The 15644-nt window shown below is 75.7% G+C and carries 16 protein-coding genes; 8 read left to right on the top strand and 8 right to left on the bottom strand.

What is annotated here, in order from left to right; all coding sequences use genetic code 11:
* Nucleotides 1-48 precede the first annotated feature (48 nt).
* Complete coding sequence (locus ZF1_RS20150) at nt 49-504, top strand: MarR family winged helix-turn-helix transcriptional regulator (protein ID WP_073577371.1); 456 nt, start codon at nt 49-51, stop codon at nt 502-504.
* Here ZF1_RS20150 and ZF1_RS20145 read toward each other — a convergent pair.
* Both ZF1_RS20145 and ZF1_RS20140 read right to left on the bottom strand, forming a co-directional pair.
* The gene (locus tag ZF1_RS20145) at nt 456-1709 is read right to left on the bottom strand and encodes an FAD-dependent monooxygenase (RefSeq protein WP_346102876.1); all 1254 of its coding nucleotides are present in this window, start codon (nt 1707-1709) and stop codon (nt 456-458) included. The genes ZF1_RS20150 and ZF1_RS20145 overlap by 49 nt on opposite strands.
* A 30-nt stretch (nt 1710-1739) precedes the next feature.
* Nucleotides 1740-2564 carry an LLM class flavin-dependent oxidoreductase gene (locus tag ZF1_RS20140; RefSeq protein WP_237453547.1) on the bottom strand — a complete coding sequence of 275 codons (825 nt, stop codon included), beginning with the start codon at nt 2562-2564 and terminating at the stop codon, nt 1740-1742.
* A gap of 130 nt (nt 2565-2694) precedes the next feature.
* Between ZF1_RS20140 and ZF1_RS20135 the strand changes: the two genes are divergently transcribed.
* The 4 genes from ZF1_RS20135 (at nt 2695) to ZF1_RS20120 (ending at nt 7012) form a co-directional block, all read left to right on the top strand.
* Nucleotides 2695-3261 carry a TetR/AcrR family transcriptional regulator gene (locus ZF1_RS20135; RefSeq protein WP_251786662.1) on the top strand — a complete coding sequence of 189 codons (567 nt, stop codon included), beginning with the start codon at nt 2695-2697 and terminating at the stop codon, nt 3259-3261.
* A 78-nt stretch (nt 3262-3339) separates the two neighbouring features.
* The gene (locus tag ZF1_RS20130; protein ID WP_346102879.1) at nt 3340-3888 is read left to right on the top strand and encodes a 2Fe-2S iron-sulfur cluster-binding protein; all 549 of its coding nucleotides are present in this window, start codon (nt 3340-3342) and stop codon (nt 3886-3888) included.
* Entirely contained in the window at nt 3885-4901 is a 1017-nt protein-coding gene (locus ZF1_RS20125; protein ID WP_346102881.1) for an FAD binding domain-containing protein, read from the top strand. The genes ZF1_RS20130 and ZF1_RS20125 overlap by 4 nt, the downstream gene beginning before the upstream one ends.
* Complete coding sequence (locus ZF1_RS20120) at nt 4898-7012, top strand: xanthine dehydrogenase family protein molybdopterin-binding subunit (protein ID WP_482638056.1); 2115 nt, start codon at nt 4898-4900, stop codon at nt 7010-7012. Before ZF1_RS20125 ends, ZF1_RS20120 begins: the two co-directional genes overlap by 4 nt.
* Here the strand turns inward: ZF1_RS20120 and ZF1_RS20115 are convergent.
* Complete coding sequence (locus tag ZF1_RS20115) at nt 6984-7670, bottom strand: type 1 glutamine amidotransferase (RefSeq protein ID WP_482638055.1); 687 nt, start codon at nt 7668-7670, stop codon at nt 6984-6986. The two genes, ZF1_RS20120 and ZF1_RS20115, sit on opposite strands and share 29 nt — an antisense overlap.
* Nucleotides 7671-7863: 193 nt before the next feature.
* Between ZF1_RS20115 and ZF1_RS20110 the strand changes: the two genes are divergently transcribed.
* Nucleotides 7864-9003 carry an FUSC family protein gene (locus tag ZF1_RS20110; RefSeq protein WP_405415851.1) on the top strand — a complete coding sequence of 380 codons (1140 nt, stop codon included), beginning with the start codon at nt 7864-7866 and terminating at the stop codon, nt 9001-9003.
* A gap of 206 nt (nt 9004-9209) precedes the next feature.
* Here the strand turns inward: ZF1_RS20110 and ZF1_RS20105 are convergent, their stop codons facing one another.
* From ZF1_RS20105 to ZF1_RS20095, 3 genes are all read right to left on the bottom strand, one after another.
* Entirely contained in the window at nt 9210-11402 is a 2193-nt protein-coding gene (locus ZF1_RS20105; protein ID WP_357439607.1) for a heavy metal translocating P-type ATPase, read from the bottom strand.
* A gap of 195 nt (nt 11403-11597) precedes the next feature.
* Nucleotides 11598-11801 (bottom strand): heavy-metal-associated domain-containing protein, encoded by a 204-nt coding sequence (locus ZF1_RS20100; protein WP_357439469.1) that lies wholly within the window; start codon nt 11799-11801, stop codon nt 11598-11600.
* A gap of 37 nt (nt 11802-11838) precedes the next feature.
* The gene (locus ZF1_RS20095) at nt 11839-12120 is read right to left on the bottom strand and encodes a metal-sensitive transcriptional regulator (RefSeq protein WP_226350647.1); all 282 of its coding nucleotides are present in this window, start codon (nt 12118-12120) and stop codon (nt 11839-11841) included.
* Nucleotides 12121-12196: 76 nt separating this feature from the next.
* Between ZF1_RS20095 and ZF1_RS20090 the strand changes: the two genes are divergently transcribed.
* Both ZF1_RS20090 and ZF1_RS20085 read left to right on the top strand, forming a co-directional pair.
* Nucleotides 12197-12643: a DUF6153 family protein gene (locus ZF1_RS20090; RefSeq protein ID WP_482638054.1), complete on the top strand. Its 447-nt coding sequence runs from the start codon at nt 12197-12199 to the stop codon at nt 12641-12643.
* Nucleotides 12644-12706: 63 nt separating this feature from the next.
* A complete protein-coding gene (locus tag ZF1_RS20085; protein WP_482638053.1) occupies nt 12707-13264 on the top strand; it encodes a DUF305 domain-containing protein in 558 nt (185 codons plus the stop codon).
* Nucleotides 13265-13343: 79 nt separating this feature from the next.
* Here the strand turns inward: ZF1_RS20085 and ZF1_RS20080 are convergent, their stop codons facing one another.
* Together ZF1_RS20080 and ZF1_RS20075 are read right to left on the bottom strand one after the other, a co-directional pair.
* Nucleotides 13344-14231: a VldE C-terminal domain-containing protein gene (locus tag ZF1_RS20080; RefSeq protein ID WP_482638052.1), complete on the bottom strand. Its 888-nt coding sequence runs from the start codon at nt 14229-14231 to the stop codon at nt 13344-13346.
* A 222-nt stretch (nt 14232-14453) separates the two neighbouring features.
* Nucleotides 14454-15644: an alpha-amylase family glycosyl hydrolase gene (locus ZF1_RS20075; RefSeq protein WP_482638051.1), complete on the bottom strand. Its 1191-nt coding sequence runs from the start codon at nt 15642-15644 to the stop codon at nt 14454-14456.

Raw genomic sequence — 15644 nt, 5'->3', positions numbered from 1 at the left:
GCCGGGCCCGTCCGGCTACGGTGCCGTGGACCGACGCCGGGAGGCCGCATGGGCGAGCGACGACACCTGCTGGAGGGGCTGGCCGGCCCGACCGTCGCGCTGGAGGCGGTGAACCGGGCGACCCACGAGTTCACCGGCAGGCAGGCCCGGCGGGCGGGGCTGCACCCGACCGACCTGTGGGCGTTGCGGCTGCTCGACGTGCACGGCTCGCTCGGGCCGACCGAGCTGGCCCGGCGGCTGGACCTGCGGCCGGCCTCGACCACCGCGCTGATCGACCGGCTCGAGGCGGCCGGCCACCTCGAGCGTGTCCCCGACCCGCACGACCGCCGCCGGGTCACCGTGCGCTCGCGGGAGGAGTCCTTCCGCGCGCGGCTCGCGCAGTGGGAGCCGGCCGTCCGGGCCCTCGACGACGTCGCCCGCCGCCTCTCCGCCGACGAGGGCGAGGTCGTCGAGCGCTACCTGCGCGCGGTCGTCGCCACGCTCGACGAGCTCGGCGCCGGGTAGTCCGGGAGCCGGAACGCGTCGACCGCGCCGGTCGGGGTGGCCCCGAGCAGCCCGGTCACCCGCTTCCCGACCGGGCTCGCGACGGCCCGGAACGCGGTGCGCAGCGTCCGGATCCCGGCCCGGGTCCGCGGGTTGGCCAGCGTCAGCGGCGGCAGCTTCTGCGCCTGCTCGGTCGCGGGCCTCAGCAGCTCCTCGTAGCGGTGCAGCGCACCCGCGGTGTCGCCGGGGCGGGAGGCCAGCTCCCCGGCCAGTACGTAGGCACCGATCAGGGCCAGGCTCGTGCCCCCGCCGCCCAGCGGCGACGGGCAGTACGCGGCGTCGCCGAGCAGTACCACCCGTCCCGAGCTCCAGCGCGGGGCCGTGACCTGCCCGACGGCGTCGAAGTACATCGGGGCCCCGCCCGGCCCGTCGCCGAGCTCCCGCATGATCCGCGGGGCGACCCAGCCCGCATCGGCGAAGGTCCGCCGCAGGACGGTGCGGACGTCGGCGTCGCCGAGGGTCTCCAGGCCGCGCACCCCGGACAGGAAGGTCAGCATGGCGCGGGTGGTGCCCAGGTTGTCCGGGCGCAGGTGCACCCCGCGCGAGCCGGTCTCGTGGAACCAGTTCCACCAGGCGTCGTCGTCGGCGGTGCGGGGGACCGTCAGGTAGGCGCCGTACAGGCCGGTCTCGCGGACGGTGACGTCGGCGAACACCAGGTCGCGGGTTCGCGACCGCAGCCCCTCGGCGACCACGACGAGGTCGGCGGTGACCGTGGTGCCGTCGTCGAGGGCGACCCGGGCCGGGCCGTCGCCGGCGCCCCGGTCCTCGACGCCGGTGATCCGGGTGCCGAACCGGAACGCCGTGGACCCCGGCGCGGCCCCGATCAGCACCCGGGCCAGCTCGCCGCGCAGGATCTCCAGCTCGGCGGTCGGACCGTCGGCCGACCCGGTCGGGTCCATCGGGATCTCGGCGACCGGGCGCCCGTCGTCGCCGATCACGCGGAAGCCGACCTCGCGGGTGCCGGCGGCCCGCACGGCGTCCTCCAGGCCCATCCGGCGCAGGACCTCACGGGCGGTGCCACGGACGTCGATGTTGTGCCCCTCGTCGCGCTGCCGCGGCGCGCGCTCCAGGACGGTCGTCCGCCAGCCGTACGCGGCCAGGCGCAGGGCGAGCGCGGAGCCGGCGATGCCGGCGCCGGAGATGAGGGCGTGCCGGGAGGAGGCCATGGTAGTTAGATGACCGAACTATCCGGTCGGCTAAACCTGCGCGACGATCTCGTCGGCCACCCAGCGGGCGGCACCCTGCGGGAACGGGGCGGGCAGCCCCAGGACCACGTGCCCGAAGCCCGCGCCGACGGCGGCGGACACCCGCTCGCGGGCGTCCGCCGGGTCGTCGTAGGAGACGCCCAGGTGGATCGACCGGGTGATCTCCGCCGGGTCCCGGTCGATGTCGGCGCACAGCTCGTCGAGCAGCGCGCTGCGGGCGACGGCGTCGTCGAGGTCGCCGCCGGGGATGTTCCAGACGTCGGCGTGCCGGGCCGCGATCCGCAGCGTCGCCCTGGCCCGTCCGCCGATCACGATCGGCGGGTGGGCCTGCACCGGCTTCGGGCTGCCGAACGCGCCGGTGAGCCGCACCTGCTCGCCGTCGACGTCGAACGGCTCGGTCTCGGTCCACAGCCGCCGGATCACCGTGCAGGCCTCGTCGAGCGCGGTGACGGCGTCGGCGGTGGCGGCGAAGGGCAGGCCGTGCGCCTCGTACTCGCGGCGGGCGAGCGGGTGGTCCGGGCGGGACCCGACGCCGATGCCCAGGTCGAGCCGTCCGCCGGAGACGACGTCGACCGTCGTCGCGATCTTGGCCAGCACCGCGGGCGGGCGGAAACGGTTGCTGGTGACCAGCAGACCCAGACGCAGCCGTCGGGTCCGAGCGGCGAGCGCGGACAGGGTGGTCCAGCCGTCGAGGGCCGGTCCCAGCGGGTCGCCACCGATCGGCATGAGGTGGTCGAACAGCCAGGCGTGCTCGATGCCGGGCAGCTCGTCGGCCTCCAGCCAGACGCGCAGCAGGTCGTCGTAGGTGGTCTGCATCTGGGCGGTCATGATGCCGATGGACGCTCGGGACACGGGAACTCCTGTGCGGGGCGAGTGCGGACGATGAAACGGAACAGTGTTCCGGGTACGATGCGGAACAGTGTTCCGGTCAGCAAGGGAGTGTGCGGTGGGAGTGCAGCGGGAACCGGTCCGGTCCGACGCCCGGCGCAGTCGTGCCGCCCTGCTCGAGGCCGCCGCGGCCGAGTTCGTGACCGCGGGCGTCGACGCGCCGGTCCGGGCGATCGCCGCCCGCGCGGGGGTCGGCGTGGGGACGGTCTACCGGCACTTCCCGACCCGGCCCGACCTGGTCGTCGCCGTCTACCGGCACCAGGTCGAGGGGTGTGCGGCGGCCGCACGGACCTGCCTGGACGCCGGTCCGACGCCGTTCGACGCCCTCACGGCCTGGGTCGGGGAGTTCGTCGACCTGCTCGTCACCAAGCACGGGCTGGTCGCGATGCTCGTCCACGACGACGGCCGCTCCGCCGCGCTGCACGAGCTGTTCCTGGAGCGCCTGCTGCCGGCGGGGGAGGAGATCGTCCGGGCGGCGCGGGAGGCCGGGCAGCTGCCGTCCGACGTCACCGCCTACGAGGTGCTGCGGGGGATCGGCAACCTGTGCTTCGGTGCCGAGGCCGACTCCGCCTACGACGCCCGCCGCGCCGTCGGCTTCTTCCTCGCGGGCCTCCGGGTTGCGTAACCGGAACAGCGTTCCTATATTTCCGGAGGAGGCTCCGTTTCGAGCTCTCCACTCCGTCTCCCGAAGGAGCGCACCATCGTGGACTCCACGATCTCCCTCACCGTCGACGGCCGTCGCCACGAGCTGACGGTCGACACCCGGACCACCGTCCTCGACGCGCTGCGTGACCGGCTCGGCGTGACCAGCGCCAAGAAGGGCTGCGACCACGGCCAGTGCGGTGCGTGCACCGTCCTGCTGGCCGCACCCGGCGAACAGGGGCCGGGCCGCCGCGTGCTGTCCTGCCTCTCGCTCGCCGTCGCCCACGACGACGCCGCGGTCACCACCGCCGACGGCCTCGGCGCCGGCGCGGACCTGCACCCGCTCGCCGAGGCCTTCGTCGCGCACGACGCCTACCAGTGCGGCTACTGCACCCCCGGCCAGATCTGCTCGGCCGTCGGGATGCTGGACGAGGCCCGCGCCGGGCACCCCAGCGCGGTCACCGCCGACCTGTCCGGCGACGGGCCGGCCGTGCTGGACCGCGCCGAGATCGCCGAGCGCCTGTCCGGGAACCTGTGCCGCTGCGCCGCCTACTCCGGAATCGTCGACGCCGTCGGTGCCGTGGGCACCGGGACGGGGGCGTCGCGGTGAAGCCGTTCGCCTACACCCGTCCCGGCGACGCCGCGGCTGCGGTCGCCGTCGTCTCCGCCGACCCGTCCGCCGCCTACCTGGCCGGCGGGACCAACCTCGTCGACCACCTCAAGCTGGGCCTGGTCGAGCCGGGCACGCTCGTCGACGTCACCGGCCTGCTGCCCACCGGGATCACCCCGACCGCCGACGGCGGCCTGTCCATCGGCGCGGGCGCCCGCAACACCGACGTCGCCGTGGACCCGCGGGTCCGGCGCGACTACCCGGCACTGTCCGCGGCGCTGCTCGCCGGGGCCTCGGGGCAGCTGCGCAACATGGCGACGACCGGCGGGAACCTGCTGCAGCGCACCCGCTGCTCCTACTTCGCCGACCTCACCGCGCCCTGTACCAAGCGTGACCCCGGGCAGGGCTGCTCCGCGCAGCACGGCTGGGCCCGCCACCACGCGATCCTCGGCGCACCCGAGGGCGGCTGCATCGCGACCCACCCGTCGGACATGGCGGTCGCGCTGGCCGCGTTCGACGCCCGCGTGCACGTCCTCGGCCCGGACGGGGAGCGCACCGTCGCCGCCACCGAGCTGCACCGGCTGCCCGGCGACGACCCGGGCCGCGACACCGTGTTGGAGCACGGGGAGCTGATCACCTCGGTCGAGCTGCCCGCGCTGCCGGTCGCCGCGCACTCCACCTACCGCAAGGTCCGCGACCGCGCCTCGTACGCGTTCGCACTGGTGTCGGTCGCCGCGGCCCTCGACGTCGCCGACGACGGCACCGTCCGCGACGTGCGGATCGCCCTCGGCGGGGTCGCGCACCGGCCGTGGCGGGCGCACCGCGCCGAGCAGGCGCTGCTCGGCGGGCCCGCCACCGACGAGGCGTTCCGCGCCGCCGCGGCGGCCGAGACCGCCGACGCCCGTGCCGTCGACACCGCCGTCGGCGGCAACGCCTTCAAGATCCCGCTGGTGGCCGGCACGGTCACCGCCACCCTGCGCGGCCTCGCCGCGCACCGGACGGAGGCCGCATGACCAGCACCGTCACCCCCGGCACCACGACCGACGGCGCCGCGGGCACCTCGCACACCCGGATCGAGGGCCCCGCCAAGGTCACCGGCAACGCCGTCTACGCCTACGAGCAGGACGCGGTCGACCCGCTGCACCTGCGCGGCGTCGGCGCCACGGTCGCCCGCGGTCGGGTCCGCGCCGTCGACACCACCGCCGCGGCCGCAGTGCCCGGGGTGGTCGCGGTGCTCACCCCGGACACCGCGCCCCGGATCGACGGCAGCGCCACCCCCGAACAGACGGTGCTGCAGTCCGGCGAGGTGCACCACCGCGGCCAGTACGTCGCCGCCGTGCTCGCCGAGACCGCCGAGGCGGCCCGGGAGGCGGCGGACCTGGTCGTCGTCACCTACGACGCCGAGCCGGCCACCACCGCGTTCGACCCGGCCTCGCCGGAGGCCTACACCCCCGAGGTCGTCGTCGCGTTCCCGCCGGACGCCACCACCGGCGACCCGGACGCCGCGTTCGCCGCGGCCCCGGTGCAGGTCGACGCCACCTACCGGACGCCGATCGAGTACCACCACCCGATGGAGCCGCACAGCACCGTCGCCCGCTGGGACGGCGACCACCTCACGCTGTTCGAGGCCTCGCAGGCGGTGTGGTCGGCCCGGCGCGAGCTCGCGCAGATGTTCGGTATCGGCGACGACGACGTCACCGTCGTCTCACCGCACGTCGGCGGCGGGTTCGGTACCAAGGGCACGCTGCACGGCGGGTCGGTGCTGGCCGTCGTCGCCGCCCGGGCGGTCCCCGGACGGTCGGTCAAGCTGGCGCTGACCCGCCGCGAGATGACCGACCTGACCGGCTACCGCCCGGCGACCGTGCAGCGGGTCCGGCTCGGTGCCGGGACCGACGGGCGGCTGCACTCCCTCGCCCACGACGTCGTCGAGTCCGGCGCGCGGATGGCCGAGTTCGGCGAGCCGACCGCAGTGATCAGCAGGCACCTCTACGCGTCGCCGCACCGGCGGACCTCGCACCGGGTCGTGCCGCTGGACCTGTCCACGCCGACGTACATGCGCGCACCCGGCGAGGCGCCCGGCAGCTTCGGCGCGGAGTCCGCGCTGGACGAGCTCGCCGTCGCGCTCGGGATCGACCCGGTCGAGCTGCGGATCCGCAACGAGCCCGACGTCGACCCCGACACCGGCAGGCCGTTCTCCAGCCGCAACCTCGTGGCCTGCCTGCGGCGCGGCGCCGAGCGGTTCGGCTGGGCCGACCGGGACCCGCGCCCGCGCACCCGGCTCGTCGACGGCTGGTGGCACGGCACCGGCGTCGCCGCCGCGTTCTTCCCGACCTTCGCGATGCCCGGCTCCGCCGCCGCGATCCGGTACGCCGACGGCGGTGCCGGTGCGCCGGGCCGCTACCGGGTGGACATCGCCGCGGCCGACATCGGGCAGGGCGCCCGCACGGTGCTCACCCAGATCGCGGCCGAGGCGCTCGGGGTGCGGCCCGCGCAGGTCGACCTGAACCTCGGCGACACCGGGCTGCCGCACGCGACCATGGCCGGTGGGTCGGCGGGTACCGCGTCCTGGGCGACGGCGATCGTCGAGGCCGCCGACCGGTTCCGCGACAAGTGGGGCACCGACCCCGAGGACGCGGCGGAGGCCGACGGCGTCGCCGGGCACGACCCGGCGATGGCCGAGTACGCGATGGGCGCGCACGGGGCGCACTTCGTCGAGGTCGCGGTGCACGCCGACACCGGCGAGATCCGGGTGCCGCGGATGCTGGGGGTGTTCGCCGCGGGCCGCATCCTCAACCCGCTGACCGCGCGCTCGCAGTTCCTCGGCGGGATGGTGTGGGGGCTGTCGATGGCGCTGCACGAGGAGGGCGTCGTCGACCCGGCCCGCGGGCACGTCGTCAACCACGACCTCGCCGGCTACCACGTGGCGGCGAACGCCGACGTCGGCGACATCGACGCCGAGTGGGTCGACGAGGACGATCCGCACGTCAACCCGGTGGGCGCCAAGGGGATCGGGGAGATCGGGATCGTCGGGGTGGCCGCGGCCGTCGCGAACGCCGCCCACCACGCCACCGGCGTGCGGGTCCGGTCGCTGCCGATCACCCTGGAGCACTTCCTGGGGGCCTGAGCGCGAGCGCCAGGACCCGCTCGGCCCGCTCGGCGAGCCGCTGCGGGTCCTGGGCCGCCGTCGCCGCCCGCAGGGCCCCCGCGTCGAGGCCGTCGGGCACACCGAGGGTGTACCAGCGCTCCAGCAGGTCCACGGTCATCTCGGGGTGGAACTGCACGCCCACGCTGCGACCGGCCACGAACGCCTCGTGTCCGGCCCCGCCGGCGGCGAGCAGTTCCGCCCCGGGCGGTGCGACGAGCTGCTCGGCGTTCCAGCAGAACCACGGCCCGGCCGGGAGGCGGCCGTCGGCCGGGTCGACCGTGTGCCATCCGATCCGGGCGGTCGGCAGCGTCGTCCGGGAGCCGCCGAGCGCCTCGGCGAGGAGCTGGGCGCCGAAGCAGATCGCCAGCACCGGCACACCGGCGTCGTGCGCCCGGCGCAGGAACGCGACCTCACGGACCGCCCACCCCGCGATCCGCTCCCTCGGCCACGGCGCGCCGAGGGTGACCACCAGGCCGGCCCCCGTCGGGTCGGGGAACCCGGCGTCGACGTCCGGGGCGTCGTACCGGTCCGCGGGCACCACCGTCGTCCACTCCGGACGGATCCCGCGTCGTTCCAGGGCCGGTCCCAGCGCCCCGAGGCCGGCGACGTGGTCGTGGCCGATCACGACGGCGCGCACCGGCACATCCTGCCACCGCCCGGGTTTGTGCCGCGCGGTCGTGGGTAGTCCTCCAGCGGCCCGCGCCCGTGTGCGCACGGCGCCACCCCGGACTCCACCGCGTTCTCCGCGGCCGTCGGGTGGCCAGGGCTCCTCCGCGGTCGAACAGCCGGCCCCGCTTCCCGTATCACCTGCACGACCGACGGAGCCGTCGTTGATCCCGCACCACCCGAACTCCCCGGCCTCCCCGTTCACCGAGGGGCTGCGCCACCGCATGCGACTGGCGTGGCGGGCCGGCGCCGCAGCCGGCGCGGCCTGGTACCTCGCCACCCTCGTCCCCGGTGTGCTCGGCCAGTACCCCTACTACGCACCGCTCGGTGCCCTGCTCGTCTGCTACCCGACCGTCTTCGACTCGCTGCGCCAGAGCCTGCACGCCGTGCTCGCCACCGGGCTCGGTGTCGGTCTCGGCGCCGCCGCCCTGCACCTGGGCGGCGCGCAGTGGTGGGCGGTGGCCGCGGCTGTGCTGGCCGGGATCGCGGCGGGTGCCGTCCCCGTGCTGGCCACCGCCCGGGACCTGATCCCGACCGCGGCGTTGTTCACCATCCTCATCGGAGCCACCGACCCGTCCGGGTTCATGGCCGGCTACCTGGGGCAGACCCTGCTGGGGGTGGTCGTGGGGGTCGCGGTCACCCTGGTCCTGCCGCCCCCGCCGCAGAACGCCCGCGCGCACCGCGTGGTGGCGCGGCTGCGTGACGGCATCGCCGACCACCTGCAGGAGATGGCGGAGGTCCTGGCCGAGCAGTGGCCGCCGGAGCGCGAGGAGTGGACACGCCACCGCCACCACTTCGAGCCCCTGATCGACGCGACCCGGGAGGCGGTCCGTTCCGCCGACGCCGGGCGGCGGGCCAACCTGCGGGCTCGTGCCTACCGGGCGCGCGGCCAGCAGCTCTACGAGGCCGCGCAGACCCTGGAACAGCTCGCGGTGCTCGTCCGCGACATCAGCACGGTCCTGGCCCAGACGGCGTGGGCCGAGCGCACCGTGCTCGTCCTCGACCCCGCGCTGCGCACCCCGGTCGCGGAGGCGATGGGCGGCCTGGCCACCGCGATCCGGTCGGCGGAGCTCGCGCACCTGACCCGCGGCCCCGCACCCGCCGGGCTCGACGGGCACCGCCGCCACCTGGCCGCCGCCCGGGACGCGCTGGACCGGGTCACCGACCGGCTCGACTCCCAGCGCGCGGGCTGGGAGGACAGCCTCGCCGCGTCGGGGATCGTGCTGCACCTGCGGCGTTGCCTGGACCACCTGCACGCCGGACCGGCCGACCGCAGCCCGGATCTGCATCCGGCGGAACGGTGACGTGTGGGCGGCCGCCCACGGGGTACGTCAGGTCCATGTCGGCGCTCGTACCCGGGGCGTACGCCGGCCCAGGTCCTGTCGGTTGAGATCCTGCAGCCGGCGGGGCCGCCCCCAACACCACTCCGATCACCGCGCACGCACGACGAGCGCCGACGACCTGTCGGGGGGCGTCGTCGGAGTTCCGCGCCGACGACGCCGAGCAGGGGTCAGTCCGCCAGCGGGCGGAACCGGCGCAGCCGCAGGCTGTTGAGCACCACGCACACCGAGCTGAACGCCATCGCCGCCCCCGCGATCATCGGGTTGAGCAGTCCGAACGCGGCCAGCGGGATCGCGGCCGTGTTGTAGGCGAACGCCCAGAACAGGTTGCCCCGGATCGTGCCCAGGGTGCGCCGGGAGAGCCGGACGGCGTCGGCCGCGGCCCGCAGGTCACCCCGGACCAGGGTGATGTCCGACGCCTCGATCGCCACGTCGGTGCCGGTGCCCATGGCCAGGCCCAGGTCGGCCCGGGCGAGCGCGGCCGCGTCGTTCACCCCGTCGCCGACCATCGCGACGACCCGGCCCTGCTCCTGGAGCCGCTCCACCACGGCGAGCTTGTCCGCGGGGAGCACGTCGGCGATGACGCTGTCCGGGCCGGGCTCGATGCCGACCTCACGGGCCACGGTCTCGGCGACGGCCCGGTTGTCCCCGGTGAGCAGCACCGGGCGCAGCCCGAGCCTGCGGAACTCCGCGATCGCCTCGGCCGACGTCGGCTTCACGGTGTCGGCGACGACGAACACGGCACGGGCGGCCCCGTCCCACGCGACGGCGACCGTCGTACGGCCCCGCGCGGCCTCGTCCGCGGCGACCGCGGCGAGGTCGTCGGGCAGCGGGACCGACCACTGCTCCAGCAGCCGCGGACGGCCGACGAGCACGGCGTGGCCGTCGACGACGCCCTGCACGCCGAGGCCCTCGTGGTTGGCGAAGTCCGTGACGGCCGGCAGGTCACCGACCCGCTCGGTCGCCGCACCGGCGATCGCGGCGGCCACCGGGTGCTCCGAGGCGCTCTCGAGGGCCCCGGCGAGGCGCAGCACGGTCGCCTCGTCGGTGCCGTCGGCGGTGTGCACGCCGGTCAGCGCCATGGTCCCGGTGGTGACGGTGCCGGTCTTGTCGAGCACGACGGTGTCGACCCGCCGGGTGGACTCCAGGATCTCGGGGCCCTTGATCAGGATGCCGGTCTGGGCGCCGCGCCCGGTGCCGACCAGCAGCGCGGTCGGCGTGGCCAGCCCGAGCGCGCAGGGGCAGGCGATGATCAGTACGGCGACGGCGGCGGTGAACGCCGTCGAGGCGAGGGCGCCGGTGAGGATCCAGACCAGCAGCGTCGCGGCGGCGATCACGGCGACGACGGGCACGAACACCGCGGAGATCCGGTCGGCCAGGCGCTGCACCTCGGCCTTGCCGTTCTGCGCCTCCTCGACCAGCCGCGCCATCTGGGCGAGCGCGGTGTCCGAGCCGACCCGGGTCGCGCGCACGACGAGCCGCCCGCCGGAGTTCACGCACCCGCCGACGACGGTGTCCCCGGCCCGGACCTCGACCGGCACCGACTCACCGGTCAGCATCGAGACGTCGACCGCCGAGCGGCCGTCGACGACCTCGCCGTCGGTGGCGACCTTCTCCCCGGGGCGCACGACGAACTCCTCGCCCACGGCGAGGTCGTCGACGGCGACGCGCACCTCGGCGCCGTCGCGGAGCACCGTCACGTCCTTCGCGCCCATCTGCAGCAGCGCGCGCAGCGCGGCACCGGCCCGGCGCCGGGAGCGGAGCTCGACGTAGCGCCCGGCCAGCACGAACGTGACGACCGCGGCGACGACCTCCAGGTAGATGTTCCCGCTGCCGTCGGTGCGCGAGATCGTCAGCTCGAAGGGGTGCACCATGCCGGGCATCCCGGCGGTGCCGAGGAACAGCGCGTAGAGCGACCAGGCGAGCGCGGCCGTCGTCCCCATCGAGACGAGGGTGTCCATCGTGGCGGCGCCGTGGCGCAGGTTCGTCCAGGCGGCGCGGTGGAACGGCGCGCCCGCCCAGCCCCAGACCGGCAGCGTCAGCAGCAGCGACACCCACTGCCAGCCGACGAACTGCCACGCGGGCGTCATCGCGAGGACGACGACCGGCACCGACAGCACGGCGGCTCCGATGAGCCGGTTCCGCAGGTCGCGCAGGTCGCGCTCGGGATCCTCGTCGGCTCCGGCGCTCGGCGGGGTGGCGGTGTAGCCGGCGGCCTCGACGGTCCCGAGCAGGGTGTCGAGCCCGACGCCGCCCGGGGCGCTGATCCGCGCCTTCTCGGTGGCGTAGTTGACGGTGGCGGTGACGCCGTCGAGCTTGTTGAGCTTGCGCTCGATGCGGTTGGCGCAGGAGGCACAGGTCATGCCGCCGACGGCGAGCTCGATCTCGGTGACGGTGCTGCCCGCGCCGTTCTCGGCGACGGTCCCGGTCGCGGCTGCGCGGGGCAGGGCGGTGACGGGTCCGTGGGCCGGGGACGTGTCGCTCATGGTCGGTCCTCCGGGGGTGACCCGGCGCGGGTGGCGGTGGCGACCCGCGCCGGGTGGGTGGTCAGGGGGTGCTCAGACGAGCTGGTAACCCGCCTCGTGCACGGCGTCACGGACGGCGTCGGGGGAGATCTCGTCGTCGCTGGTGACGGTGACGGCGCCGGTCGGCAGGTCGACGGCCACGTCGGTGACGCCGGCGATCTCCCTGATCTCCTCGGTGACCGAGGCGACGCAGTGCTGGCAGGTCATGCCGGTGACGGTGTAGCTGGCGGTGCTCATCGTGCTCTCTCCCGTTCGGGGTTGGGGAACATCGGGTTCAGGACCGGACCAGCCGGGCGATCGCCGCGCTGGCCTCCCGGATCTTCTCCTCGGCGACGGGGCCACCCTCGGTGGCGGCGTCGGCGACGCAGTGCTTCAGGTGTTCGTCGAGCAGACCCAGCGCGACGGCCTCGAGGGCCTTGTTGACCGCGGCGACCTGGGTCAGCACGTCGATGCAGTACTTGTCGGACTCGATCATCCTGGTGATGCCGCGGACCTGGCCCTCGATCCGGCGCATCCGCTTGACGTGCGCGTCCTTGGTGTCGGCGTAGCCGGGCATCGCGTCCTCCTCGGGGTCCACCGTCACTATACCCCTAGGGGGTAACGGTATCCACCGTGGCGGTAGCGTGCGGGGTGTGACGGACCGGACCCGGCTGCTCGTGCTCGTGCTGCCGGTGCTGCTCGGGCTGCTGGGGATGCACGCGCTCGCGGCGCCGCCCGTGTCCTCCGGTGTACACCACGCTCCCGCCGCCGCACCCGTCGTCACCCACGGGGGCACGCTCCACGACTCCCCGGGGCCGTCGCATCCCGGCCCGCACGGGGTCGCGCCCGCCGGGGAACCGGGGGCCGCGCATCCCGACCCGCACGGCGTGCCCCACGACGGGGCGTCGCACCTGCTGCACCTGTGCCTGGCCGTGCTCGCGGCCGGGGTCGTCCTGGCCGCGGCGGTGCTGCTGGCCGGGGTCGCGCCGCTGCCGTCGTCGCGGGGGCCGGCCGGTCCGGCGAGTCCGCGGACCGCACCGGCGGCCCGTCCGCCCCCGGTCCCGCGGCGGCTCGCGCTGCTCTGCGTGTCGCGGACGTGACCGGCCTCCGGCGCGGGAGAGCGCCGGAGCCGCCGAGCACCCACGACACGGGAGTACCGACACATGACACGCACGAACGTGGCGCTCGCCGCCACGGCACTGGCCGCCGCCCTCGTCCTGACCGGCTGCGCCGGCGGGGGAGCGTCCGCCCCGCCCGCGGCCTCGTCGAGCAGCGCCGACGTCGCCTTCGCCCAGGGCATGATCCCGCACCACGAGCAGGCGGTCGCGATGGCGCGGCTCGCCGACGGCCGCGCCGGAGCCCGGGTGCGCGACCTCGCCGCCCGGATCGAGGCGGCCCAGGGCCCGGAGATCGGCCGGCTCCAGGGGTTCCTGGCCGACTGGGGCGCCGCGCCCGCCGCGGACCACCACGGCGGTCACGGCGACATGGCCGGGATGGCCGGGATGATGTCCGACGAGCAGATGGCCGCTCTGGGGCGCGCGTCCGGCGCCGCCTTCGACCGGTCGTTCCTCCAGATGATGATCGCCCACCACGAGGGGGCGGTGACCATGGCCCGCGCCGAGCTCGACGCCGGGGTGGACCCGCGGGCGCGGGAGCTGGCGCAGCAGATCGTCGACGCCCAGCAGGCGGAGATCGCGGAGATGCGGACGCTGCCGGGCTGAGCGGAGATCGTCACGGCTGAGGGGTCCGGTGCCGGGAACGGCACCGGACCCCTCGGACGCGGCGATCGTCGTCGCGACGTCAGGTGAACGAGATGTGCACGTGGTCCATGTGGTTCGCCGTCGCCCCGCCCCGGTCCTCCTGGGCCTCCCAGCCGCTGCCGGTGTCGATGCGCTGCTGCCAGATGATGTAGGAGATCCCGAGCTCGTCCCGGTTCTGCCGGGCGTAGGCGGCGAGCCGGTCGCCCGTCGCCTTGTCGACCATGAAGTCCAGAGCCTTGCCGCTGGGGTGGTCGGAGGCGTTGCCGCGGCTGCCGATGCCCAGCACGGAGTCGACGCCGAACAGGCAGCGCAGCTTCTCCCCGGCCGTCGCCACGTTCGCGGCGACGCCCTCCATGCCCGCGGTGCCCAGGGCACACGTGGTGGACCCGGTCGGGCCGCCACCCGAGGGGGCGCCGGAGGTCCCGGCCGAGGACCGCGCGGAGTCGGCGGCGCGGGCGGCCGCCTCCCGTGCCTCGCGGGCGGCGGCACGGGCGCGCTCGCGCGCCTCGTCGCGGGCCTTCACCGCGGAGCCGACCGCACCGTCCGCGGCGCCGACGATCGCGTCGACGTCGACGGGGGGCGGCGGCTCGGCCAGCGACCGGGCCGCGCCGGCGTGCGCCGTCGGTGTGGCCGGGACCGCGTCGGCGAGCGAGGCGTCCGCGGCCGGGGTGCTGAACGCCTGCAACGCGAGGTCGTCGACCCGGGGGAGCCCGCCGCCCGTCGCGGCGTGCGCGGCGACGAGGCCGCCACCGGCGAGCGCGGAGGTGAGTGCCTGCAGGGTGCGGGCCCGCCCCGCGCGGCGGTGCCTCCCGCCCCGCTCCGGGCCGACGTCACGGGTGACGACGGTCGTCGACGGCAGGGGTCGGCTCGGGTCGGTCCGGCTCGGGGAGCGCCGGGCCGCCACGGAGCCGGGGATGTTCCTCGGCACGCAGGGCGTCCTTCCTCGTCGGAGACGGCTGCGCCCGGGTGCCTGGGGAGCGGGGCGCGCGGGTCCTGCTGGGGATCAGGACCGTGACCGTTCCGTGATCGACCGTACGGATCGGGTTGTCCGCGTGGGGCCGGTCCGCGACCACCGGCTGTCGCGGTGCTGCGAGTGGCGGGCCGCTCGGCCGGAAGGATCAACCGTGATCCACCTGTTGCCGAGGTCGGGTCAGGCGTCCTGGACGTCCCAGGTGCCCGCGGCGTAGTCGAGGGTGACCCGCAGGGCGCCACCGTCGCCGTGGCTGACGTAGACGAGCCGGTCGTCGGTGGCCTCGGCCACCTCGGTCCGCGCGTCGTACAGCCAGGGGTGGCGCCTGCGCAGGCCGATCAGCTCCTGGTGCACGGCCAGGACGTGCGGGTCGGCGCCGGAGGGGAGGGACCCGTCGGCGGGGAACTCGGGGCGGACCGCGTCGTCGCCGCCTGCCCGCTCCTCCTTGACCCCGGTCAGGCCGAGCTCGTCGCCGGCGTACACCGACGGCGTGCCGCCGACCGTGCACAGCACGGCGACGGCGAGCTCGATGTGGCGGCGGTCGTGCAGCTGCGACGCGAGCCGGGTGACGTCGTGGTTGCCGACGAAGGTGTTCGGCACCGCGGCGGCGACGAACCGGTCGTGACGCTGCAGCGCCCACGCCAGCTCGTGCGGGTTGCCGTCGTTGAGGCTCGACCAGATCGCCTTCCACAGCTCGTACTGGGTGAGCGCGTCGATCGTGGTGGCGGCGGTGACCGCGTCGTGCTCGCCGTGGATGACCTCGCCGAGGAACCAGGCATCCGGGTGGCGCTCGCGGACGCGGGGGAGCACGGCGGCCCAGAAGTCGTCGGGGACGGTGTAGGCGGCGTCGAGCCGCCACCCGTCGGCGCCGCGGTCGAGCCAGTGGTACAGCACGTCGGTGACATGGTCGCGGACGGCGGGGTTGTCGTGGTCGAGGGTGTGCAGGCCGGGGTGGCCCTCGAAGACGGCGATCTCCCCGTCGTCGGTGTGCCGGAACCAGGCGTCGTCCGGCCCGCCGGGGTCGGCGCGGGCGGCGAGCAGCCGCGGGTGCTCGGGGCCGACGTGGTTGAACACGCCGTCGAGCAGGATCCGCAGGCCGCGCCCCTTCGCCTCCGCGACGAGCGCGTCGAAGTCGGCGTCCGAGCCCAGGCGCGGGTCGATCCGCAGGTGGTCGGTGGTGTCGTAGCCGTGGGTGGCCGAGGCGAACACCGGGCCGAGCAGCAGCCCGTTCGCCCCCAGCGCGACGGCGTGGTCGAGCCAGCCGACGATCCGCCGCAGCGAGTGGTCCGCGCCGTCGCCGCGGTCGGGGTGGGCCCCGGTGAACCCCAGCGGGTACACGTGCCACCAGATCGCGTGCCGTACCCAGTCCAT

It is taken from the genome of Pseudonocardia sp. ZF1 (assembly GCF_056835605.1).
The sequence above is the reverse complement of the archived record's forward strand: the minus strand, read 5'-3'. Positions and strand labels throughout refer to the sequence as shown.

Excerpts from the sequence above, each read along its gene's own strand:
- ZF1_RS20100 (WP_357439469.1), bottom strand. The coding sequence starts at position 11,801 with ATGAGCACCGCCAGCTACACCGTCACCGGCATGACCTGCCAGCACTGC.
- ZF1_RS20095 (WP_226350647.1), bottom strand. The coding sequence starts at position 12,120 with ATGCCCGGCTACGCCGACACCAAGGACGCGCACGTCAAGCGGATGCGC.
- ZF1_RS20145 (WP_346102876.1), bottom strand. The coding sequence starts at position 1,709 with ATGGCCTCCTCCCGGCACGCCCTCATCTCCGGCGCCGGCATCGCCGGC.
- ZF1_RS20075 (WP_482638051.1), bottom strand. The coding sequence starts at position 15,644 with ATGGACTGGGTACGGCACGCGATCTGGTGGCACGTGTACCCGCTGGGG.
- ZF1_RS20150 (WP_073577371.1), top strand. The coding sequence starts at position 49 with ATGGGCGAGCGACGACACCTGCTGGAGGGGCTGGCCGGCCCGACCGTC.
- ZF1_RS20140 (WP_237453547.1), bottom strand. The coding sequence starts at position 2,564 with ATGCAGACCACCTACGACGACCTGCTGCGCGTCTGGCTGGAGGCCGAC.
- ZF1_RS20120 (WP_482638056.1), top strand. The coding sequence starts at position 4,898 with ATGACCAGCACCGTCACCCCCGGCACCACGACCGACGGCGCCGCGGGC.
- ZF1_RS20105 (WP_357439607.1), bottom strand. The coding sequence starts at position 11,402 with ATGACCTGTGCCTCCTGCGCCAACCGCATCGAGCGCAAGCTCAACAAG.
- ZF1_RS20085 (WP_482638053.1), top strand. The coding sequence starts at position 12,707 with ATGACACGCACGAACGTGGCGCTCGCCGCCACGGCACTGGCCGCCGCC.